The organism is Bartonella sp. SL320 (assembly GCF_059687635.1).
Window position 1 is genome coordinate 624490 of the sequence record NZ_CM185143.1, and the last position, 20749, is coordinate 645238.

Below are 20749 nucleotides of genomic sequence, written 5' to 3' on the forward strand. Positions count from 1 at the left end.
TATTAGTTTAAATATAGATATTATTTTTCGATGAATAGAAGTAGGGGAATAGGAGTCGGGAAGAGTTATGGTTTATGTATTTCAAAGACATGTATTTTTATGCAATTTTACAACAGCACTTCTTTATTTTTTGCAGATTACTTATGTTAGTGCTGCGGGGTCTTCAAATGATCCAGGAGATGCACTTTATAAATGCGATGATATGAGAACGCATTTTCTTGTAAATAAAATCTATTATTTAAAAAGTTCACAGGAAGAAACTACAGGTTCTGTGCCTATTGCAGCCCTATATATAGAAAAACCAGGTACAGTTGTTGATGCGTCTCATATAACAGTTTATGGCGATAATCCAGATAAAATATCTACTTATGGGGCTTATGTAAGAAATGGTGGGAAGCTTAATCTAGAGATGACAGATTTTAAAAATATACCTGCTCTTCGTGCTCAGAATGCCGTTATTAATATGGCACTAGGGGAAATTAAGGGGACCTCACATGCTATTTATGCATGGGGGAGAGGAACAGATGTTTCTTTAGAGAATGTCAATATTGATATTGAGCCCGATAATTTAAATGTAAAAGGGATCGCTATTATGAGCGGTTTTGATGCAATGGTGAGAATATCACACGGTACTGTTAATTTTAACAAGATTGGCTCATTTTCAACCCAGTTTGGGGGGCGTTATTTTCTCGATAATGTGAGTATTGTAGGACTGGGGAGGGGCGAGGAAACTATAACAGATAATGAAGGTTCTATAGAAGAGTTAGCGAACATTTTTGAGATTTTTCAAGGGGGTAATGTTTATTTGAAAAAAGGTTATGTTCAGCTTAATTCTATGCATGCATTTTTGATTAAAAACTTTTCAGGCTATGCTGATGATAATGGCAAGTTAACGCAAAAATATGTTTCACCAGATGGTTTTAAGAAGACAAATATTAAAATGGAGGGCAATAATATTTCTGTAAAAGGAGTGGGGGCACATGGTCTGTATTTTAATGTTTTAGCTCCAGAAGAGTTTGCTAAAATGTTGAAACAACGCGATGATGACAAAATTATAAAAACTCAAAAAGTTATTTCGGGGGAAGCCTTTGTTTCTTTATCTCGGGCAAATATGACAGTTCTAGATGGCATGGCGTTTTATGCGAAGGGAAATAAAGATTATGAAGCGCGCGGCATTCTTGAATTATCGGATGAAACAAAAATTTATGGTGATTTGTTGCTAAAAGCTGAAAATAATGCTTCTCTATCGGTGAAAACAAACTTTTCCTTTCTTAAAGGAGGAACCCGTGTTGACGATAGATCGACTGCCAATTTAGAGTTAACCCGTTATTCAAAATGGTATCTTACTAAAAGTAAATATAATGGTTTACAGAAATCTGTTTCATCACTTTCATCTCTAAGTCTTGCCGATAGTATATTGATCTTTGATGACGAAGATATCTCGAATGGTTATCAAACGCTGCGCATTGGGAAAAAAACAGGCATAGAGGCAGGAGATAAGACTCTAGCATCAACATATAAGAAAGCATACACTGCTAGCGGAAATGCTCAGATTAGGTTGAATGTATTTTTGGATGACAAGGGGTTGTTTGATCCCCAAAAAGCTGATCGTATATTGATCTCTGGTGATGTCTCTGGAACGACATTCATTCATGTGCAAAATTTTCCAAGAATGGTAAGAGAAGAAATTTATGAGGGAATAGATCAAAGCATTTCACTCATTCAAGTTGCTGGAACAGCGCAGGCAGGTTCTTTTCGAATCGCCAATGGTTATGATGGCTATACTACGGTGAAAGGTTTGCCTTATCAATATCGTATTCGTGGTTATGGTCCAGGTTCACCCTTTGGAGAAGCGGATGCTAGGCAAAGATTAGTGGAAGGTGAGGGGGGGTTTTGGGATTTTCGTCTTGAAGGTGTCTATATCCATTCTGGAATGGGAGCTTATCATGGTCCGTTTGTTAAACCTGATTCTTTTCCACGGTCTCATCTTATGAATTCTCCACCTCCTGATTCACTTCCTACATTACTGGCATCTGACTCACCTTCTTCTTCGTTTTATGATCCTGTTGATCCTCAATCTTCTCCTCCTGATCCACTTTCCACATCATTGATGTCTGATTCACCTTCTTCTTCATCTTCTGATCCTGTTGATCCTCAACCTTTTCCTCCTGAGCCACTTTCCACATCATTGATGTCTGATTCACCTTCTTCTTCATCTTCTGATCCTGTTGATCCTCAACCTTTTCCTCCTGAGCCACTTCCCACATCATTGACATCTGACTCGCCTTCTAACCCTTCAGCTCCTGTTGATCCTTCGTCTACGGATTCTATCCCGTTTGATGTTCAGCCGGAATTAGAAATTAGAGCTGTTGTTCCTCAATTGCCAACATATCTGCTTTTGCCAAATGCTTTCTTCCATGTGGGGTTGATGGAGATAACCATGCAAAATAAGACGTTAGAGACTATGCGGAATGCTGTTTATTCTTTGGGGAGAGATGATGAAAAGACAGCTTTTTTTCTGCATGCTTATGGGGGGAGCCATTATTATGCTTCTAATTTATCGGCTTTTGAATATGGTTATGGCGCTGAGCTCGATTATAATGCATTTCAAGCAGGGGTTTTGTTAAACGAGATTGAAAGTTTATATAGTCGGACATTTCTTGGGGCTTTAGGGAACTATGGAAATCTTTCTCTTGCTCCTCAGAATGTTGAACAAAGCAAAAAAAGCACGTTTGATAAATGGTCTGTTGGGGCCTATGGAGGTCTGCAGCATGAGACGGGTTTTTATATCGATGGGGTGTTATCCTATGGTCTTTTCAAGGGTGATGTTTTGACGCTTGCACGAGGCAAGGTTGTAGAATTAAAGGGAAAACAGTTTAGTGGTTCTTTAACGAGTGGCAAAACATTTTCAATAGGCTATAAAGGAATTGTTTTTGATCCACAGCTTCAGGTTGTTTATCAGCATCTTCAGTTTAATCCGGCATATGATATTGATCATATTGATGTTGATTTGGGAAAATTTCATCACTGGGTGGGGCGTGTTGGTGGGCGTTTAAGCAAGACACTTAATGTTTCTGAAGAGGGACGTTTTGTTTCCTTTTATAGCAAGCTTTCTTATTCGCACAGTTTTGAAGATAGGAAATTTGTCTCTTTTAAAGATGATTTCCAGTTAGGTTCTTTTGGTTCTTCTGTGGAAGCAGGGCTTGGATTTAAGGCGCAACTTTCTTCCAAACTTTCTCTTCATGGGGATGTCGCTTATCAGCATAGATTGAAGAAAGTAGGTTTTGCGGGAGCAAGTTTCTCTGCTGGATTACGTCGTCTTTTTTAAAAAAGCTACACTTGTTTATTTTTATATCAAAGGCAGAAAAATCTTTTTCCTTTTAATATTTTGAGATCTATTTTTCTTCATGAATGTATTTTTTGATATAAAAGGTGACAAATAAGTGTTTTCTTTTTTTAGGATGTTTCCTTGAGGGTTTTAGAGAAATACTTGTCTGTTTAGAAAAGGCTGAGAGAGTTTGAAGTCAAATTATCAATAAAAAGGATGCTTGATCGTGTTTTTAGGCAGGCTTTTTGGCAGATGATAGATGTCAAGAGCAACTTTGATAAGATATAGATTATTTTGATGGCTGTAATAAGTGGGCATCATCATTCTATTTTTAATGTGCAAGCAAATGGTTTTGGTTGATTTAATATAAACAGATTTGAAATAAGAGAATTTTACGATTTAAAGGACTTTCATTCGATATGTAAAATAATGAGCACTTTTTATAAACCAATTTGATATGTCTATACAAGAAACCGGATTGTTGATCAGAATGGGTAGGGAGTTTGACTTTTTGCGGTAAGGGGATGAGGTTAAAGGACTTTTATTTAGAAAAATAGTGTTGATTTCTTTTTTCTGATCGTAGGAATAAATGAGCCTTTTTCGATGATAATATAAGCTTTATTTTACTGAAGTTTTGAAAAAGTGTTTTTATGGGTGTATCAGCCCATGGTATAGGTCTCTCATAGAGAGGAGAGTTTTTAGAGGCGATAGGGGGTGGTTTGCTCTTATAGGTGTTATTTTTGTATGGAGGGCACAACGTTAAAAGGTCAAAAATATGTCTAAGGCTTTTTCTTATCTAAAGGTGAGAGATAGCAAGGTGGAAGGCTTCATAATTATAGAGACTTTGGGAATGGCAGGGAACTTTTGAGGGAGAGGGGTTGGAAATTTACGAGCTCTAGAGATGCGCGCGAGCTCAGATTTGTAGAGGATTGTGTGGGTATTTTATCGGTGATGGTTATGTTTGTTCGTGTTTGGCTTAATTCGTGATATTAATCACCCCACATTCACCATTTTCGCTGCCGAAGGTAAGGTTTTGTCCTTTTTGATCCCAGTTGAGTGCTGATATAGCGCTTTTCCCATACCCCTTTAGAAGGACTTCTTTTCCATCACGAAAGTGTGCCGCTAAAATCATGCCATCGTTAAAGCCTATGGCGACAATCTCTTGATTTGGGTGACATGAAACGGTGCTAACAAGTGCATTTGCTCGTGTTCCAAGTTCGAGAGGTGTTTTTCCCATGGGGCCGTCTTTTGTATGAAAGGGCCAAACAATTGCGGCAGAGGCACCTGATGTTGCGAGCCATTTTCCTTTTGCGCTCCAAGACCAGTTTTTGACTTTGCTTGGGTAGCCACTCATCCGTAAATGTTGATGATCGCTAAGGCGCCAGCCATGTAAGGCGTTTTCTTGCATCGTGGAAATGACATAGCGGTTGTCTGGTGAAAAGGTGACGCCACAATGAGCCCCTTTCCAGACTAATTTAGTCGGAGATGTTTGTGTTGAAAGCCAATGAAGCGTAACGCCATTGTAATGGGCAACGGCAAGTCGTAAACCTTTTGGGGCAAAAGCAAGCCCCTCTACACTGCGTTCATGCGTGAGCTCTTGGCATTCTTTTTCTACATGCACAAATGCGAGACGTGCGGAGGAAAAGGCAAAAGCTTTTTGGGGTCCAAAAGCCACGTGATTAATCCATTTGCGTTCTTTTTGACTGAGAAGTTCTATGTGACCACCTTCTGTTGTTTGACAGACTTTTCCATCTTCACCCCCGGTGAGGATCGTGGTATTGTCATGGGAAAAATGACTTGAAATTATGCCTTGGTGAACTTCAAAGGTTTGTGGGGTGGGGGTTAAAAAAACAATGAAACCTTCCACCGAAACAAAGGCTGGTTTATTGCCTATAAAACCACAAGAAAGGCAGTAACTTTGGAGATCATAATGGATAATGTTTGGCATTTTCACTCATTTTATTTATGCACAATTTTCAAAACCAGTTTTTAACTTTTCAGCATCAAGAGAGCGTCCGATAAAAACAAGGCGGCTTTCTCGCCTTTCATCTTCACGCCATGGGCGTTGGTGTTGTCCCTCAAGAAGCATATGAATACCTTGAATGACATAACGATCATCATCTCCTTGAAAGGCAAGGATACCTTTAAGACGTAAGATATCAGGTCCTTGTTGCTGTGTAATCTGCTGAATCCAAGGAAAAAACTTTTCTGGTTGCAAAGCACCTGTTTTTAAACTTATAGAAGTGACGGTAATATCATGAATGGGGGACGTGTGATGATGGTCATGATGGTCATGATGACAATCGGGACCACATACATGGTCAGCATGTTGATCTGCACTCTCGTGATCAAGAAAATGAGGATCGTGGTCGAGCGTTCGTTGGAGATCAAAGAAACCACGATTAAGGAGTTTATCAAGAGAAATATTGGTGCGCTGTGTTGTATAGAGTATAGCGCGAGGATTGATGGCAAGAATAAGAGATTCTGCATGGGCACATTCTTGTGCCGTGACGAGGTCAGTCTTATTTAAAAGAACGATATCTGCGAAGGCAATTTGCTCTTCAACTTCATGACCTTTTTTCAGTTGAAAGGGTAAATGTTTTGCATCAACGACTGTTATGACACTGTCGAGAGTTGTTTTTTCATGGACAGCATCATCCATGAAAAAGGTCTGTGCTACGGGAACGGGATCTGCAAGTCCTGTTGTTTCTATAATAATCGCATCAAATCGATGAGAACGTTGCATCAGGCTTTCTAGAATGCGAATGAGATCACCACGCACAGTGCAGCAAACACAGCCGTTATTCATTTCATAAATTTCTTCATCGGATTCAATGATCAGGTCATTATCAATCCCAATTTCACCAAATTCATTGACAATGACGGCGTAACGTTTGCCATGATTTTCACTGAGAATACGGTTGAGAAGGGTGGTTTTCCCTGCTCCAAGATAGCCGGTGATAACCGTAACAGGAAGCTTTTTTTGGGGTGTTGTTTCCATGGAGAGACCTTTTATTGTGCTTTATTGCCATGTGTTTATATTAAATCGCTTGATATCATCCAGTAAATCACGAAGCTGTGATAGAACATGAAAAAAGATTGCTTTACCAGCTTTTGCTGTTGCTTTGCTTGCGTTTCCTGCTGCTCCTTGCGGGTTTAGATCACGCATTGTCCAGCCAAAGGCATGAGGACCATAAGCGCGTAAATAGCGATAATTGGCAATCATATCTTCTTGTTTATTATGAAAATTTACGGCCTTTTCCATATGGACTTTTTCTGGGGCTAAATAAAGCATGAGAGAAGTTTCGATAAAACCTCCATGGATATCAAGATGTTGCTGAGAAGGTTCTAGCAGATCTTGTGGCAAACCAAAACGGCTCCAGCTTGTTGCCACAGCAAGCATGGAAAAGCGCCTTCGTAATTCGGTAATAACGATACTCATTAAAGGGGAATTACCTCCGTGAGCATTGAGAAGAAGAAGACGGTTGATCCCTTTGTGATAACAATTTTCACCAATCTTTATCCAGCGTTGAATTGCATCAGAATAGGTGAGGCTTTGTGTGCCTATAACATCCATATGTTCTATAGAATAACCAATTTTTTCAACTGGTAAAAGAGTGATATGATAGTGCTCTTTTGTTTCTAACATAAGGGCTTTGGCAAAAGCGTCAGCAATAATCCAGTCTGTTTCAAAGGGGAGATGCTCTCCGTGATATTCGTGTGCCCCTAAAGGTAAAAGAGCAAGAAAAGGCGTGTTAGATACCATAAATTATTGTCCAACAGAGAAATTAATACAGACAAAGTGATCAAAGGTGTTGTCACTTTTAATCTATCTATAAAAGAAACGCAAATAGGCATATTTTTATATCCTATGGGGTCATATTCTAACAATGAGGACTTTATAAAAATCGTGAAGGTTTTATTGAGATAAGCAAATACAGTTTTGATGGAATAGGGGGCGCTCCTGCTAAAGATAGGTCTCTTTTGTAAGCATGTTTAATCAGTCAATCTTTCGAAGATTAAAGACTTCTCAGTAGCAAATAAAAAATACTTTTTATTATGTTCTAAAGAGGATAAGTTTAGATGAAGTTATCTATCCTTCTTTTTACTATGGAGCGAGAATAATTGTTTCTATTGTTGTCGAAGGCTATGCTGGCACAGACTTTGATTTTAATCAGGATTTTTGCGTTCTTAATTCAAGTTTACATATCCATCTTACAAAAGGATAGAAATATTTGTGCACTCATTTTATTTTACTTTAACAGCGTTTTTACAGATTTTAGTGTTCATAAAAAAATGAATGGAATGAGAAGAATTTATGTCAGATGAAATCGCATAATGACAAGATAGTGATTTGTAAAGAGCGTTTATTTTTTCATGTTGAATGAGGGGCTCGAATATCGTCAGACTTCCTTATTCCCAAATTGCTCCATATTGAGTTAGTGAAAACCATCTCTCTTGTACATCACAAGTGGATTAGCTTTGTGGAGTAAAACTGTGTAAGTATGTTTTTTTATGAACCGTTTCAAGTTTTAAGGGGGGGTAAACATTGGGTTCTGAAAAACTGTATGATGATGCCGGCTTTCTCTTTTATTAAGCGTCAAGGTGGTGCTGTTTAATGAATTTACCATTATACTATTCGACGCGTAGCATCGCGCACTTGCAGAGAGCTTGATGAAGTTGACCAGATGATAAAGGACAAATATCGTTGAAACCATGGTACACAGAGCCCCATCGTTTTGCACATCTGCTTATTTTAAAGAAAAATCAGGTATCCAAGTTTATTTTATACCACTGCGCGTCGAATAGTATGATGAGTATAATGATCAATTCATATAATAGCAAAACTATTGTACACTATCCTCTTTATACTTGTTGAAATAAAAAGGTGGCGTTATTATACAGTTTGTTAACTCCCGACTTTTACCACAAGCTTTGGCTTAATATCTTATAAGTGATTTTTTCTTCAAGTTTTTCGCTCGGTACACCATTTTTGTTTGTGATCTACAAAAAATACCTTTAATTAATTCAATATAAACACCATTAAACTTAAGAGAAATTTATAATCGTTAAGTTTTTCATTCAACATGAAAAACAATGGATTATACTTGTAAATCGATCTATTGCCATTAAGATGAGCGATTGATGAATTTATTATTCAATATCGATTTTCATGTGTTTTTTTTAATGCACTTAATTTAAGTTTAGAATGGCACAAAGGCAATTTTCTCCTAGGGTGCTCTATTGCTTTTTCTTCAAATGTTTGGAAAATATTTTTATTTAAGTTTTAATGATGCTTCCAATAAATAGATATAATGTATAGTATTATATGTAATAATAATTTTATTATAGTTTTTATTATTGTTTTACTTTGTTATTTAAAGAAAAATATGTTAATATGTAGCTTATGTTTAAAATATTTAAAAATAGTTTTTATTTATATATTTTTATAGCATCCATCCTTTTTTTGGCACAACCTGCAGAAAACCATGTAAATGTTGCTAAATCTTTCTTTCAAAGAGAATTATTTGTTATTCATAAAGAGCACAATATCGTTACTCGAAATATAGAGAGGGCTGTGATCCGCCCTATTGAAGAAAAAAATCAGCGAACTTTTATGAAAGTTAGGCAGGAGAGTTTTTTTTCAGTATTTTGGGGCATTATCTTATTTTTTATGACTATCTTAGTCTTTGATTGTAGATAGTTTTTCTAGCGTTTTTGTGTTGCTTATAATGTGTTTGTAAATCTGATAGGTTGACTTATTTTATAAGCATATTTTGTTAATTTTTTAAAATAAAAACTTTCAATGCTTTATGTTGTATGGGATAGGGGGAAATGGCTTTTTTTGAAGAGGCTATGAGATGTTTATATGGATTAATAAAAGTTGACAACTCTTTTATTAATGCCTTTTCTATTTAAAAATAGCAATCTTGGATCTTATTTTACAATTTATAACTGGTTTATAAAAGAATATTACACCCTTTATAAGGTTTAGTTATGGAAATAAATTTGTTTTAGATTACTACTTTTATTTATTATAAATTTTATATTTCTTTTATTTCAATAATAGACAATTATTATTGTATTAAGAGTTTTTAAGTTTATAAAATTTAAAAGTTTAGTTCATTGAAAAATATTTATAAAAGTTTTATTCTTTATTTTTTACAATAAATTTATTTTTTAAATTTTACTTTGATGTAAAATTTTCTTAATTTTATTATTTTTAAGCAGAGATATAGAAATAATAAAATATTATTTTTGCTTGTCTTAAGTTAAGATCAATCATAACAAATAATTCTATTGTAAAAGTGATTCTCTTATAAAAGAAAGAATATAATTTTTTCTTCCTTATTTTTTAAAACTTAGGTCATGATAAGGGAATAAAGGCAAGCAATACATTTTACTTTGACAGTTTTTTTATAATGTGAGGCGATGCTTAATTGTGTTCTTTATGTCTTATAACAATTTGATTTTAAAATACTTTTTAAAATATTCTGTTCAGAAACTCTCTCGTATTGTTGTTGTTATTTTGAACTTATTAGTGTTTATTTTTCAAATTTATATTATGTTGTTTTTATATCTTTACATGTAATACGTAATGTATTATATTACTTTACAAAATTATTACATAATATATCATACTGTGTTATATGAATAATTAAATATAATTTTTGATTTTTATATATGTAAATATTCTTTTACTTTTTCAGTGAAGAAAAAGAGGAGCAAAGAAAGCTATGTTTAAAATATTTAAAAATCGTGTAGGTTTATTTACTGTTACACTGTTTGTGCTTTTTTTTATACAAATTATAGAGGGGAATGCAAGTTTTGTAAAAAATAAATTTCAAGAGAAAATGGCAATTACTGTTTCTATGGCAGATAACAATGCAATTATTAAAGCAGCAGATGGAGCTGTTATTTATGGAGCTGAGGAACAAGATGGCGTTGCTTTTGGGAAAGTTGAAAAAGTTTTTGCAGATTCAGCTTTTTGGGGTGGAATAGGGGTTTTCTCACTTCTTGCTTCTTTATGCGTTGGAGATATAATTGGTGCTGTTGTCTCTCTTTTAGGGATATTCTGTACACTTTAATAGAAGACTCATCGACAAGGTCGATGAGTTTTTCTTTCACTCCATTATTTTGAAAAAAATCAATATTTGAAACGACTTATGCTATACTAGACGAGAAAATAACTATTGTTAATAGTCAATAGAGCTTTGATGAGTATTATTAAAATTTAAATTTTTGCTGATTGGTGTTTTTTCTATTCAAGGTTGTGTAAGCTGATTTTTTATAGTTTACGGGTATTTTTTCGTCATAAGGCTAGAAATTTTGTTATCTTTATCAACCTTTTAGTATTGTCTTGCGGCCTTATATGAATTTTATTCATTAGAGGAATAGTTAATCCTTTTTAAAATGTTTTTGATCTTGTAAAACAATAAGGGATAAACTAAAAAATATTCCTGTATTTGTTAGTTTAATGTCAGTTTTAATCTATTTATATTAAATCTAGAAAAGGCAATATTTTATATAATTTGCAGATCATAAGTTATGTTTGCGTAGAGATAAAATTATTTAAGACACAGAGCCAAAATTATTCTCATAATTCATCTTTAAGATTCAAGAGCTATCGTAATATTAGGAATTGGCAGATAAAATAATAATGAATATTTATATCTTTATGGAGTAAATATAGTCATACACAATGAACTTTATGTCATCTTATGAAGAGGTTCTGGTATGATATTGAGGGATGCTGCTCGTTATAAGTCGGTGTCATCATTATACTTGTTAGCCTTTAATGTTGCAACAGATCTTGCATTGAGACGGTCCATAAGAACTATTTTTATTGTACAGTTTTACTCCACATATTCATTTCGTTTGTGACGCGTAAAGGAATGGTTTTGATTTATGCAACATAGAGAGATTTGATATGGGGGAATCTTACGGTATTCGAGACGCTCGTTCAATATGAATATTGCTATATTATCGTTACCAATCAATATTTTGTTGTGATAGAGGGGTGATGTGCAGTGTTGGGAAATGCCTTTATTAAAACAGATATACCTGAATTTGTAATAAAAGTGTATTAAGTGTATTCTGTGAGGTGCTTTTTGTTGTGTAAGGGAAAGGGCTGTTCAGTAAGATCATAAGGAGAAAAACCATGTGTGGAAGGAGGGGCTAAGCCCTTTCATGTTCTTCATGTAAGTATCAGTTCTTGTTTGATATAGAAATTTGTCATCCACGTGATCTTAAAAGCCAGGTGATCTTCACGAAAGAAGTATTGTGAATCGAGAATATGTTTATTCTTACACGTTATTTTCATATAGAAAAGGGACATTGTTCTTTATAAATCAATGGATTGTTATGTTAGGGTAAGAAGAGGGTATTTATTGCTGAGCAAGAGAAGGATAATCAAGCAAAAGGTCTTGTTTGGCACGAAGACGTGCAATCCATTGATCTTCGCGAATAGCCGTATTATGCACTGTGATAAGTTCGTTTTTTTTAATTTCAGCTGTTACGGTTGCTTTTTCTAAAAGTCCACAGGGAATGGCTTGGTGAGCGCGTGCTTCGGCAATGTTCATGATCCAAGCACGATACGTATAAAGACCGATAAAATCGAGCTGATCGCCTGGGTATAAATCTTTTTTAGCAACAGCACAGACTTCTACTACGGGATGATTAAGGGGAACCATATCTTTTTTACCATAAAGCATCACGCGTGCACAGGTGAGGGGAACTTCCATTGCTGTAAGATGATAGGGGCGATGAAAGGTAAAGTAAGGTCCCTGACCAATTTTTAAATCTTCCATACGTTCGCGTAGACGTGGATGGGCTATTTCTGCAATGACAAAGACACCAGGGGAAACACCTTGACCTATTGAATAATCCACCACACCATATTGCTCTAAAATGCCGCCATCTTGTTTTGGGATAAGCACTTTGTTTAAATCTTGCAAGGCCGCTTGGGGGCCGTGCATTCCTGGGCAATCGGGGAGAAGTCCAGTGGCATTGGCAATGGCTGCCATTTCAACCATTGTTTTGGAGCCATCAATAAATTCAACCAACATGCGCACATTCATATTACGGCGCTGGGCTTCTTCTTCGTAAGCATCCGGTGTGGCATCAAAGAGCAGAGGGTTATTTTTTCCCTTCCCCGCTGCAACGATTTTATGCCCAAGAGCTGAAACAAATTCGATGAGTTCCATGCAGGAAGTCGGTTCATCACCAGCACCAAGGGTATAGATAAGTCCGCGTTTTTCGGCTTCATGTTTCAGATACGCACCAATCGTCACATCGGCTTCAACATTCATCATGACAAGATGTTTGTTGTTTTCAAGTGCTTTAAAGCCAATTTCTGCCCCCGCTTCAGGATAGCCTGTTGCATCAACGATAATATCAATTTGTTCATGGCGCAACACAAGGTCAATATCGTCTGTTGCTGCAATCAATTTTTTTTCAATGCTTTGTGTGAGGGCATGAGCATTTTCAACTTCACAGACATGTCCTTCTTCGCCATAGGCGAGTTTGGCGGCATCAAAAATACGTGACGGTGTTCTCGTGGCTACGGCAGCAACTGTTATCCCTTCCATATGCGCAATACTTGATAATAAGTCTGTCCCCATTTCACCACAACCAATCAGTCCAATACGAATGGGGGGATGGGTTTCTGCACGTTGCTTCAAATCATATGCTAAACCAGTAAGGTTTACATTGCTTGCCATTCTTTTTTCCCATTTGAAAACTATTCTGCTAAAATAGTTTTCTTAATTTATAAGGTGCATTTATTTTTTAAACAATTAATCTTTTGTCCTTGATGCTCTAATCAATGGATTTTATAAAAGCAAGGGGGATGATTGCTTTTATAAAATAAAATAGGAATAGCATTATGCAGCAAAAAATAGCCGTACAAGATGTCACTACTTTTATTGGGAAAGAAATGGGATTATCGGCGTGGCGTCTTGTTACCCAGGATATGATTAATCAATTTGCATGCGCTACAGATGATCATCAATGGATACACGTTGATGAGGAAAAGGCTAAAAAGACACCTTTTGGGGGAACGATTGCACATGGGTTTTTAACATTATCACTTTTGTCTACGCTTGCTTATGAGGCCCTTCCAGAGTTAGAAGGGGCAGCAATGGGGATTAATTATGGTTTCGATAAAGTACGTTTCATGAGTCCTGTGAAAACAGGCGCACGGGTGCGTGCACGCTTTGTGTTAGATGATGCAGAAATTCGTCCTTCTGGTCGCGTGGTTTTCCATTATGGGGTTACCGTGGAAGTGGAAGATTTAAAAAAACCAGCCCTTACGGCTCAATGGCTTATTGTTGCTGTGATGGGGGAAAAAAATTCCAATCCTTAAAATTATTTGAGTGCTTTATTTTATAAGAATTGTCATATAATTTTCTTCGATAATGAAATTTATAATATATTGATTGATAATAATCTTTCGTCCTTCATCTTGAAGGCAAGGCTGGGGTATTGTGCGCTTCTTTTATTCTAAATTGATTCCATAGTACAACAATCAAAACTTTTCATTTGCATATTTAAAAGCGGGGGAAGCTTTTATAAAGTGGAACTGTGCAAGAAAGCAGGCTCTTTCATGAACCGTTTTGAGTGTTAAGGGTTGCGTTTACAACATTGGGTGTTGACAAAGTGTATAACGGTGCCGGTTTACTTTTTTTGGAAGTGTAAAGATGGAAACTCAATGGATTGGCCATTATCCCACGCATGGGGGCTGTCACGAAATGGACTTGGGAGCCTTGATGCCTTTTTCAAACAAGAGAATGAATATGTGAGCCAAATATATTTCGTTTGGGGCATTTTGTTTTATGAGAAGGTCGTGACCTATTAAAGAATGGGATAAAAAAGTGCGAGGCCATGCGTCATCTCCATTATTGAAAGGATATTACTTTGAGATGCTTTTGAAAGTTTTAATACTGGACTAAAGAATTAATGGTAAAGATGGAAATTGGTTTGTTCCTTTTATGCCTTTCATATTCTTTCAAAATTAGACTGTCTTCTCGTTTTAGAAAGTCCGCCTGACAGATAAGCAATAGGCTTGCTTGCACTTTTGCATACAAAAGCAGAAACAGTGTTTAGAGCTTTTATCCAATTTAATCTGAGTTTAAAATATACTGTCGTATTCGATTTAGATGTTGAGTGGTAGGCAACGGTTAAAACACAATTTTTTTTAAGAACATAACGTCATAAAACCATGAATAGACCAACAATGGATTGGCTCGAGGTTCCTGTTTTTTATCAAACGCTTTGAGAGACAACAATCATACATTGAGAGTGATCAATTACTGTGATGGTGGAGATGTTATAACCTTGAGAGTGATCGCCAATTGTTTTTTTTGTTTGGTCATTTTGATCGATGGGTGGATCGTGATCAATGAAGAAATTGAACCATGATAATTTATCGTTTTTATGGTGAGAGAGTGTTTTTGAATGTTGTAAGATCTCTCGTTTTATCCTTTTTTATTCTTTTATAATTGAAGTCATTAAAACTATTTTCTTAGTTAGAAACTAGGAACTTATATCGATAAAGTTTTCTGAGACAAGAGAAAAAGTACTTAGTTTTTTATGAGTATCTTCAATCGTCAAGGAGGATTTCTACTTGCGAGGTGTTACACCTTGGAAGTGGCAAAGAGGATAATCATGTTGGTTTGTGACATTCTTCGTCTTTTAACGCTTCGTTTTATCAAGTTTTTGTACGATTTTATCAGAAGTCCATTGGGTTATAATATTAAGAATGATCAAAAGCAGAATAACAATGGTCATGATGAAGGTATTATAGCGTTGATAGCCATAGCGGATTGCCATGTCTCCTAAACCACCTCCACCAAGATATCCGGCAAGTGAGGTAGCTCCTATGAGAGAAATGACCATGACTGTAAAACCTGTAATCAAGCTCGGGAGAGCTTCTGGAATAAGAACATATCTGACAATTTGAAAACGACTAGCTCCCATGGAACGAGCTGCTTCAATGAGGCCGTTTTCAACAGTCTTAAAAGAAAGCTCGGCCATGCGTGCATAAAAAGGGGTTGCTGAAATGATAAGAATAAAAATGACAGCAGGCATTCCTATCCCTCTTCCTACAACGATACGGGTAATGGGAAGAAGATAAAATGCAAGAATAATAAAGGGGATAGCACGAATACTGTCAATAATGATGCTTAAAGGGCGATTGATAAGAGATGAAGCAAAGATTCCACCACGTGCTGTTGTATGAAGAAGAAGACCAAGGGGAAGCCCTATTATAAGGGCCACCAAAGAAGCACTCATGGTCATCAATAGTGTATCAAAAAGGGCATTGGGCAGTTCATGAGACAGAACATTAAACATAACCTAACACCTCGCAATATCGTCCTTTTTCGGTTAACCATTGAACGGCTTTTTTAAAAGCTTCTTTATCTTGAGCCGGAAGAGCAAGAAAGAGTTGCCCGATGGTTTCTCCTTGGACTGTATCAATGCCTCCGTGGAGAATACGTGCTCTTAAACCGCTTTCATCTTCTAGAAGATGGAGAAAAGGTTGTTGGGCAATTTCACCGGCAATATTTATTTCAATAACAGCTTCTTGACCTATGGGTTTAATATTTTTTTTATATTTTTCAGGAAGTTGTGGCGTAACAAGTTTGAGCATGGCAATGGTTGTGTCTTCTTGTGGGGATGTAAAAATATCTTTTACACGTCCTTCTTCCACAATGCGTCCTTTATTGAGCACAACAACGCGATGCGCAATGGTGCGTACCACTTCCATTTCGTGGGTAATAAGCACAACTGTGAGATTGAGACGGTTATTAATATCAGCAAGGAGCTCTAAGATAGATTGTGTTGTTTCAGGATCAAGAGCAGAGGTTGCTTCATCGGATAACAATATTTTAGGATTAGCAGCAAGCGCGCGAGCAATGCCAACGCGCTGCTTTTGTCCTCCTGACAATTCTGCTGGATAGGAATATTCTTTACCGCATAATCCTACCAATTCAATAAGTTCAAGGGCACGTTTGTGGCGCTGTTTTTTATTTACGCCACTTAATTTGAGTGGTAAGGCAATATTATCAATCACCTTTTGCGATGAGAGAAGATTGAAATGTTGAAAAATCATCCCAATTCGTTGACGATAAGGCGCCCATTGTGTCTCTGATAGATTTGAAATATCGACACCTTCAAAAAAAAGAGAGCCCGTATCAATTTTTTCCAATCCATTTAAACAGCGAATAAGTGTCGATTTTCCTGCTCCACTACGACCGATAATGCCAAGGATTTCACCAGCATGGATATCCAAAGATAGATTATCAACGGCTGGAATGCCAGCCGTTTTGTTAAAACAACGGCTGACATTTTTTAAGGAAATGAGGGCGTTTTTTTCCATTTAAAACTACCAGAATGTTTGGCAAAAGCACTAGAGTGTTTAGCACAATTATCGAAATTTTGGGTAAACTTACCAAGATGTTAGTGCTGTTGTACCAAAAGTTTCTTTGATTTTTGCACGGATAATTTCATTGTTGTAAGCCGCAACTAATTTTTTGACCCATGGTTCATCTTTTTCGCTTGTGCGTACAACGATGATATTATCATAAGGATTATTTTTTGCGCTCTCCCATGCGACGACATCGTCTTGGAAGCTTAATCCAGAAACAATCGCCCAGTTTGTATTGATAACGGCAATATCAAAATCATCAATGGCTCGTCCTAACATGCCAGCATCGAGTTCACGAATTTGTAAGTTTTTAGGATTTTCAATAATATCCAGTGGAGAGGCAAGAATATTATGAGGATCTTTTAATTTTATAAGACCTAAAGAATTGAGAAGGAGGAGAGCTCTTCCACCATTCGTCGGGTCGTTAGGAATACCAACATGTGCCCCATCACGCAGATCTTTTAAGTTTTTGATTTTGTGCGAATAAACACCGATTGGAGCGATAAACGTGTACCCTACAATTGAAAGTTTATAGCCACGTTGTTTCATTTGTTCATTCAGATAAGGAGCGTGCTGAAAAGCATTCGCATCGATCTCCCCTGCGTTAACAGCGTCGTTAGGCAACGTGTAATCAGAAAAATAAACGAGTTCAATATCTAAACCAGATTTTTTAGCCAATTCAGCAGCAGTTTTCCAGATAATCGCATCCCGTCCTTCCATAATACCAAGTTTGATTTTGGATTTATCTGCGGACATGGAAAAAGCAGTAGACAAAAAAAGTGCAAAGAGAGAGAAAAATAATCCTATAATTCGATTACGAGAAAAAAATTTTAATGTCATATGCTTTTAACTTTCTTTTCCAAGAGATATTTGGGGGAAGTTTCAATATACTCTGTATTATTTTAAGAAGAGTTGAAATTATACAAGCTTTGGAGAATATGCAATCACTTTTATTTTAAAGATATTATTCATTTTTCTCTATTTTTGGCAATTTTGCGGAAACATTAGCATTTATTAATAAAAATTCTCTGGAATTTAGGTAATCAATTCTTCTATTGTAATGATTACTGAAGGGAACCAATGACACTTTAAAAACTTCTCTAAGAGACAATTGGTTGAAGAACTAAGCAATCAGATGATGTTTTAGCTATCAGTTCATGAGGAGAGACTACGCAATCAAGATCAAGAGACCATATTCCATATAGAGGCGTGGAGGAGACAGGGAGGGATTTTGTTTGCAATGTTGTGGTGCTTTTTTTTGGGAAATAAAGATTGATCATCACTGGATTTAAACGCGGCAAATTTTTGCAAAGGTGAATATTTTGCCCTTTACATATTAGAGAGGAAGAAAAATAATGTTAAAAAAGAATTTTTTATCAACGACAATGATTGTATGGGCTTTGGGAGCAGCAGGCGCGGCTGTGACGGCATCTCATGGGCAAGCTGGGACTATTGCTGGAACCGTTGCTCGTGTTGCATCAGGTCAGGTATCTTTACGCACAGGTCCTGCGACAGCTTATAAAGTGATCGCAATAGTTCCAAGGGGAGAAAAAGTGCAAATTTATGGCTGCCTGTCCAATAAAACTTGGTGTTCTCTTGGTTATCATGGAAAAGTTGGTTGGGCATCGGCACGTTATGTCAATGTCACCAATGTCCCTACCATTGCCTTAAAAAAGATGCCTGCAAAATCACATTCCATGACAAAATCGCCAAAAGTAAAAAAACAAAAGGTAAAACAAGGTGTTTCCAATTTTAAATCTCTTCCTTTGATGCAAAAAACACGTAAAAACATGCAAAAACTGTACAGAACCGATATGATTATCGATTCCACAGGCGTCAAAAAAAGAGATGAAAGGACCATTTTAAATCCTTCGCCAAAAGCACAAGAAGTTTCTGTAAAGCACGTAAATGCTTATAATCCCTTCTTTCCTGATGATGTTAATTACAAAAATTTTGAACGCAATGAAACGCGTTACCGTATTGTGACCTATCCTACTCGATAAGCATACAGTCAATCTCACAGGCTGGAATAGCAAAAAGGATGGCAGCAGCATGAAACAAAAAATGTTTTATGCTGCTGATCCTTTTATGAAATGGTATTAAGGCGGGAAGGGTTAATTTGAGGTGGTAAGAGTTTAAGAATATTGAGGATAAAATGATCAGCTTCTCTAGATATTGTCCTTTAGAGGGGTGATGGAATTTTTCAAGAAAAGCTAAACTTTTAAGAGAATGGTGAGAAACTTTTTGTCTTTATATCATTTGTGTCTTAAGGCGTCATAAAAGGACGGTGAGTGGTGCAAACGGGTTTAAAAGTGTGAATTTTGTATAATGTTGCGACACCCCTTGGGTTTGTAAGATGGTTTATGAAAAACCATTTTTATTATACAGTTTTATTCATACATTCATTCCGCTTTTGATGTGTGAAAGACATGATTTTGATTGATTCAATATAGAAAGATTTGAAATGAGAGAATTTTACGTTATTCGAAACTCTCATTCAACATTACAAAACAGTGAATTATCATTATAAATCAATTTCTTATACAAGAGCTGTGCCGATAGAAGTCTTTGTTCTTTAAGGCAGCGAACGTTAAATTGAAGATGAAGGGGGTTAAGGATATTGAAGAGTAAAATTTATCAACGCCCTGAATAATTGTCCTTTAGGGTGGTAATATCAACCTTTGGCAGGGATATCCTTTTAAAATATTATTTTGAAGAGAAGCCGGACTTTTGACAGACCGGCTAAGGCTCTTCGCTTTTCCGGCAGATCGTTAATTTACGGACTTAGGCTTTATCAAATGACGAGAAATAAGCAATTCAGCAATTTGAATGGTATTTAATGCGGCTCCTTTTCTTAAATTATCGGCGACAACCCAGAAAGCTAAACCATTTTCAACGGTGATATCTTCACGAACACGGCTAATAAAGGTGTCATCTTCTCCTGTAGATTCATAAGGTGTGGTATAGCCCCCATCTTCGTGTTTATCGATAAGTTGACAACCAGGGGCATTGCGGAGAAGTGCTTGTGCTTCAGAGGCGCTGAGTGGTTTTTCAAATTCAACATGGACGGCTTCCGCATGACCGATAAAAACCGGAACCCGAACAGCGGTGGCTGTTAATTTAATTTTTGGGTCAAGAATTTTTTTTGTTTCGGCCGTCATTTTCCATTCTTCTTTTGTATAACCATCTTCCATGAAAACATCGATATGGGGAATGACATTAAAGGCAATGCGTTTGGTGAATTTTTTCACTGATATTGGATCGGCAACAAAGACGGCGCGTGATTGTTCGAAAAGTTCGTCCATGCCTTCTTTACCAGCACCAGAAACCGATTGATATGTCGAGACAACAACACGTTTAATGGTGGCAGCATCATGGAGAGGTTTTAAAGCTAAGACCAGTTGAATTGTTGAACAATTGGGATTGGCGATAATATTACGCTTAGAAAAAGCATTTATGGCTTCAGCATTCACCTCAGGGACAATCAACGGAACATTGGCATCATAGCGCCACGTGGAGGAATTATCGATGACAACACAACCGGCTGCAGCGATTTTAGGGGCATATTCTTTGGAAATGCTTCCTCCCGCAGACATGAGACACAAGTCTGTATCGGAAAAATCGTAATTATCCAGTGCTTTGACTTTTAAGGTTTTATCCCCATAAGAAACTTCTTGTCCTAATGAGCGTCGTGATGCTAGTGGAACAATTTCGTGTGCAGGAAAACCACGCTCTTCTAAAATTGTAAGCATTTCACGACCGACATTTCCGGTTGCGCCGACAATTGCAACTTTAAAACTCATTTTCTACACTCCTTCGTGTCTCTCCACGTTTATTCCCTCTGGCTATACTCAGGAGAGCGTGAGTTGGTCAAGGAACATCATTAAATTATAATTAAATTATAGGTTTGATTTTCAACAATCCCAACTTTCTACACACCAATCATAATTGTCAGCATAATAAATTTCTTTATTTTTAAATAATGCTGTCTT

The 20749-nt window shown here is 36.6% G+C and carries 12 protein-coding genes; 4 read left to right on the forward strand and 8 right to left on the reverse strand.

The genetic code is table 11. The annotated features are described in order from the left end of the window. Positions 1-67: 67 nt before the first annotated feature. Positions 68-3328 carry an autotransporter outer membrane beta-barrel domain-containing protein gene (locus AC6ER8_RS02560; protein WP_497079074.1) on the forward strand — a complete coding sequence of 1087 codons (3261 nt, stop codon included), beginning with the start codon at positions 68-70 and terminating at the stop codon, positions 3326-3328. 976 nt (positions 3329-4304) lie between these two features. Here the strand turns inward: AC6ER8_RS02560 and AC6ER8_RS02565 are convergent. The 3 genes from AC6ER8_RS02565 to AC6ER8_RS02575 are packed head-to-tail and all read right to left on the reverse strand — an operon-like array spanning position 4305 to position 7094. Further along, positions 4305-5276, reverse strand: a complete 972-nt coding sequence (locus AC6ER8_RS02565) for a WD40 repeat domain-containing protein (protein ID WP_497079076.1) — start codon at positions 5274-5276, stop codon at positions 4305-4307. A 15-nt stretch (positions 5277-5291) separates the two neighbouring features. Further along, on the reverse strand, positions 5292-6329 hold the full coding sequence (locus AC6ER8_RS02570) for a CobW family GTP-binding protein (RefSeq protein ID WP_497079078.1): 1038 nt from the start codon (positions 6327-6329) through the stop codon (positions 5292-5294). A gap of 21 nt (positions 6330-6350) precedes the next feature. Beyond that, positions 6351-7094, reverse strand: coding sequence for a creatininase family protein (locus tag AC6ER8_RS02575; RefSeq protein WP_497079079.1), 744 nt, complete (start codon positions 7092-7094; stop codon positions 6351-6353). Positions 7095-10065: 2971 nt separating this feature from the next. On the opposite strand from AC6ER8_RS02575, the gene AC6ER8_RS02580 reads away from it, so the two are divergent. Further along, positions 10066-10416, forward strand: a complete 351-nt coding sequence (locus AC6ER8_RS02580) for a hypothetical protein (RefSeq protein ID WP_497079081.1) — start codon at positions 10066-10068, stop codon at positions 10414-10416. 1299 nt (positions 10417-11715) lie between these two features. Here the strand turns inward: AC6ER8_RS02580 and AC6ER8_RS02585 are convergent. Next, a complete protein-coding gene (locus tag AC6ER8_RS02585) occupies positions 11716-13050 on the reverse strand; it encodes an NAD(P)H-dependent oxidoreductase (protein ID WP_497079082.1) in 1335 nt (444 codons plus the stop codon). 164 nt (positions 13051-13214) lie between these two features. Here AC6ER8_RS02585 and AC6ER8_RS02590 point away from each other — a divergent pair, with 164 nt between their 5' ends. After that, positions 13215-13694 (forward strand): MaoC family dehydratase, encoded by a 480-nt coding sequence (locus tag AC6ER8_RS02590; protein WP_497079084.1) that lies wholly within the window; start codon positions 13215-13217, stop codon positions 13692-13694. Positions 13695-15022: 1328 nt separating this feature from the next. Here AC6ER8_RS02590 and AC6ER8_RS02595 read toward each other — a convergent pair. From AC6ER8_RS02595 to AC6ER8_RS02605, 3 genes are all read right to left on the reverse strand, one after another. Beyond that, positions 15023-15682, reverse strand: a complete 660-nt coding sequence (locus tag AC6ER8_RS02595; RefSeq protein WP_497079086.1) for a methionine ABC transporter permease — start codon at positions 15680-15682, stop codon at positions 15023-15025. Beyond that, a complete protein-coding gene (locus tag AC6ER8_RS02600; RefSeq protein ID WP_497079088.1) occupies positions 15675-16709 on the reverse strand; it encodes a methionine ABC transporter ATP-binding protein in 1035 nt (344 codons plus the stop codon). The genes AC6ER8_RS02595 and AC6ER8_RS02600 overlap by 8 nt, the downstream gene beginning before the upstream one ends. Positions 16710-16778: 69 nt before the next feature. Next, positions 16779-17597 (reverse strand): MetQ/NlpA family ABC transporter substrate-binding protein, encoded by an 819-nt coding sequence (locus AC6ER8_RS02605; RefSeq protein ID WP_497079090.1) that lies wholly within the window; start codon positions 17595-17597, stop codon positions 16779-16781. 515 nt (positions 17598-18112) lie between these two features. Here AC6ER8_RS02605 and AC6ER8_RS02610 point away from each other — a divergent pair. Next, the gene (locus AC6ER8_RS02610; RefSeq protein WP_497079092.1) at positions 18113-18760 is read left to right on the forward strand and encodes an SH3 domain-containing protein; all 648 of its coding nucleotides are present in this window, start codon (positions 18113-18115) and stop codon (positions 18758-18760) included. 768 nt (positions 18761-19528) lie between these two features. On the opposite strand, the gene AC6ER8_RS02615 is transcribed toward AC6ER8_RS02610, so the two are convergent. Further along, a complete protein-coding gene (locus AC6ER8_RS02615) occupies positions 19529-20560 on the reverse strand; it encodes an aspartate-semialdehyde dehydrogenase (protein WP_497079094.1) in 1032 nt (343 codons plus the stop codon). Between the last annotated feature and the right edge of the window lie 189 nt (positions 20561-20749).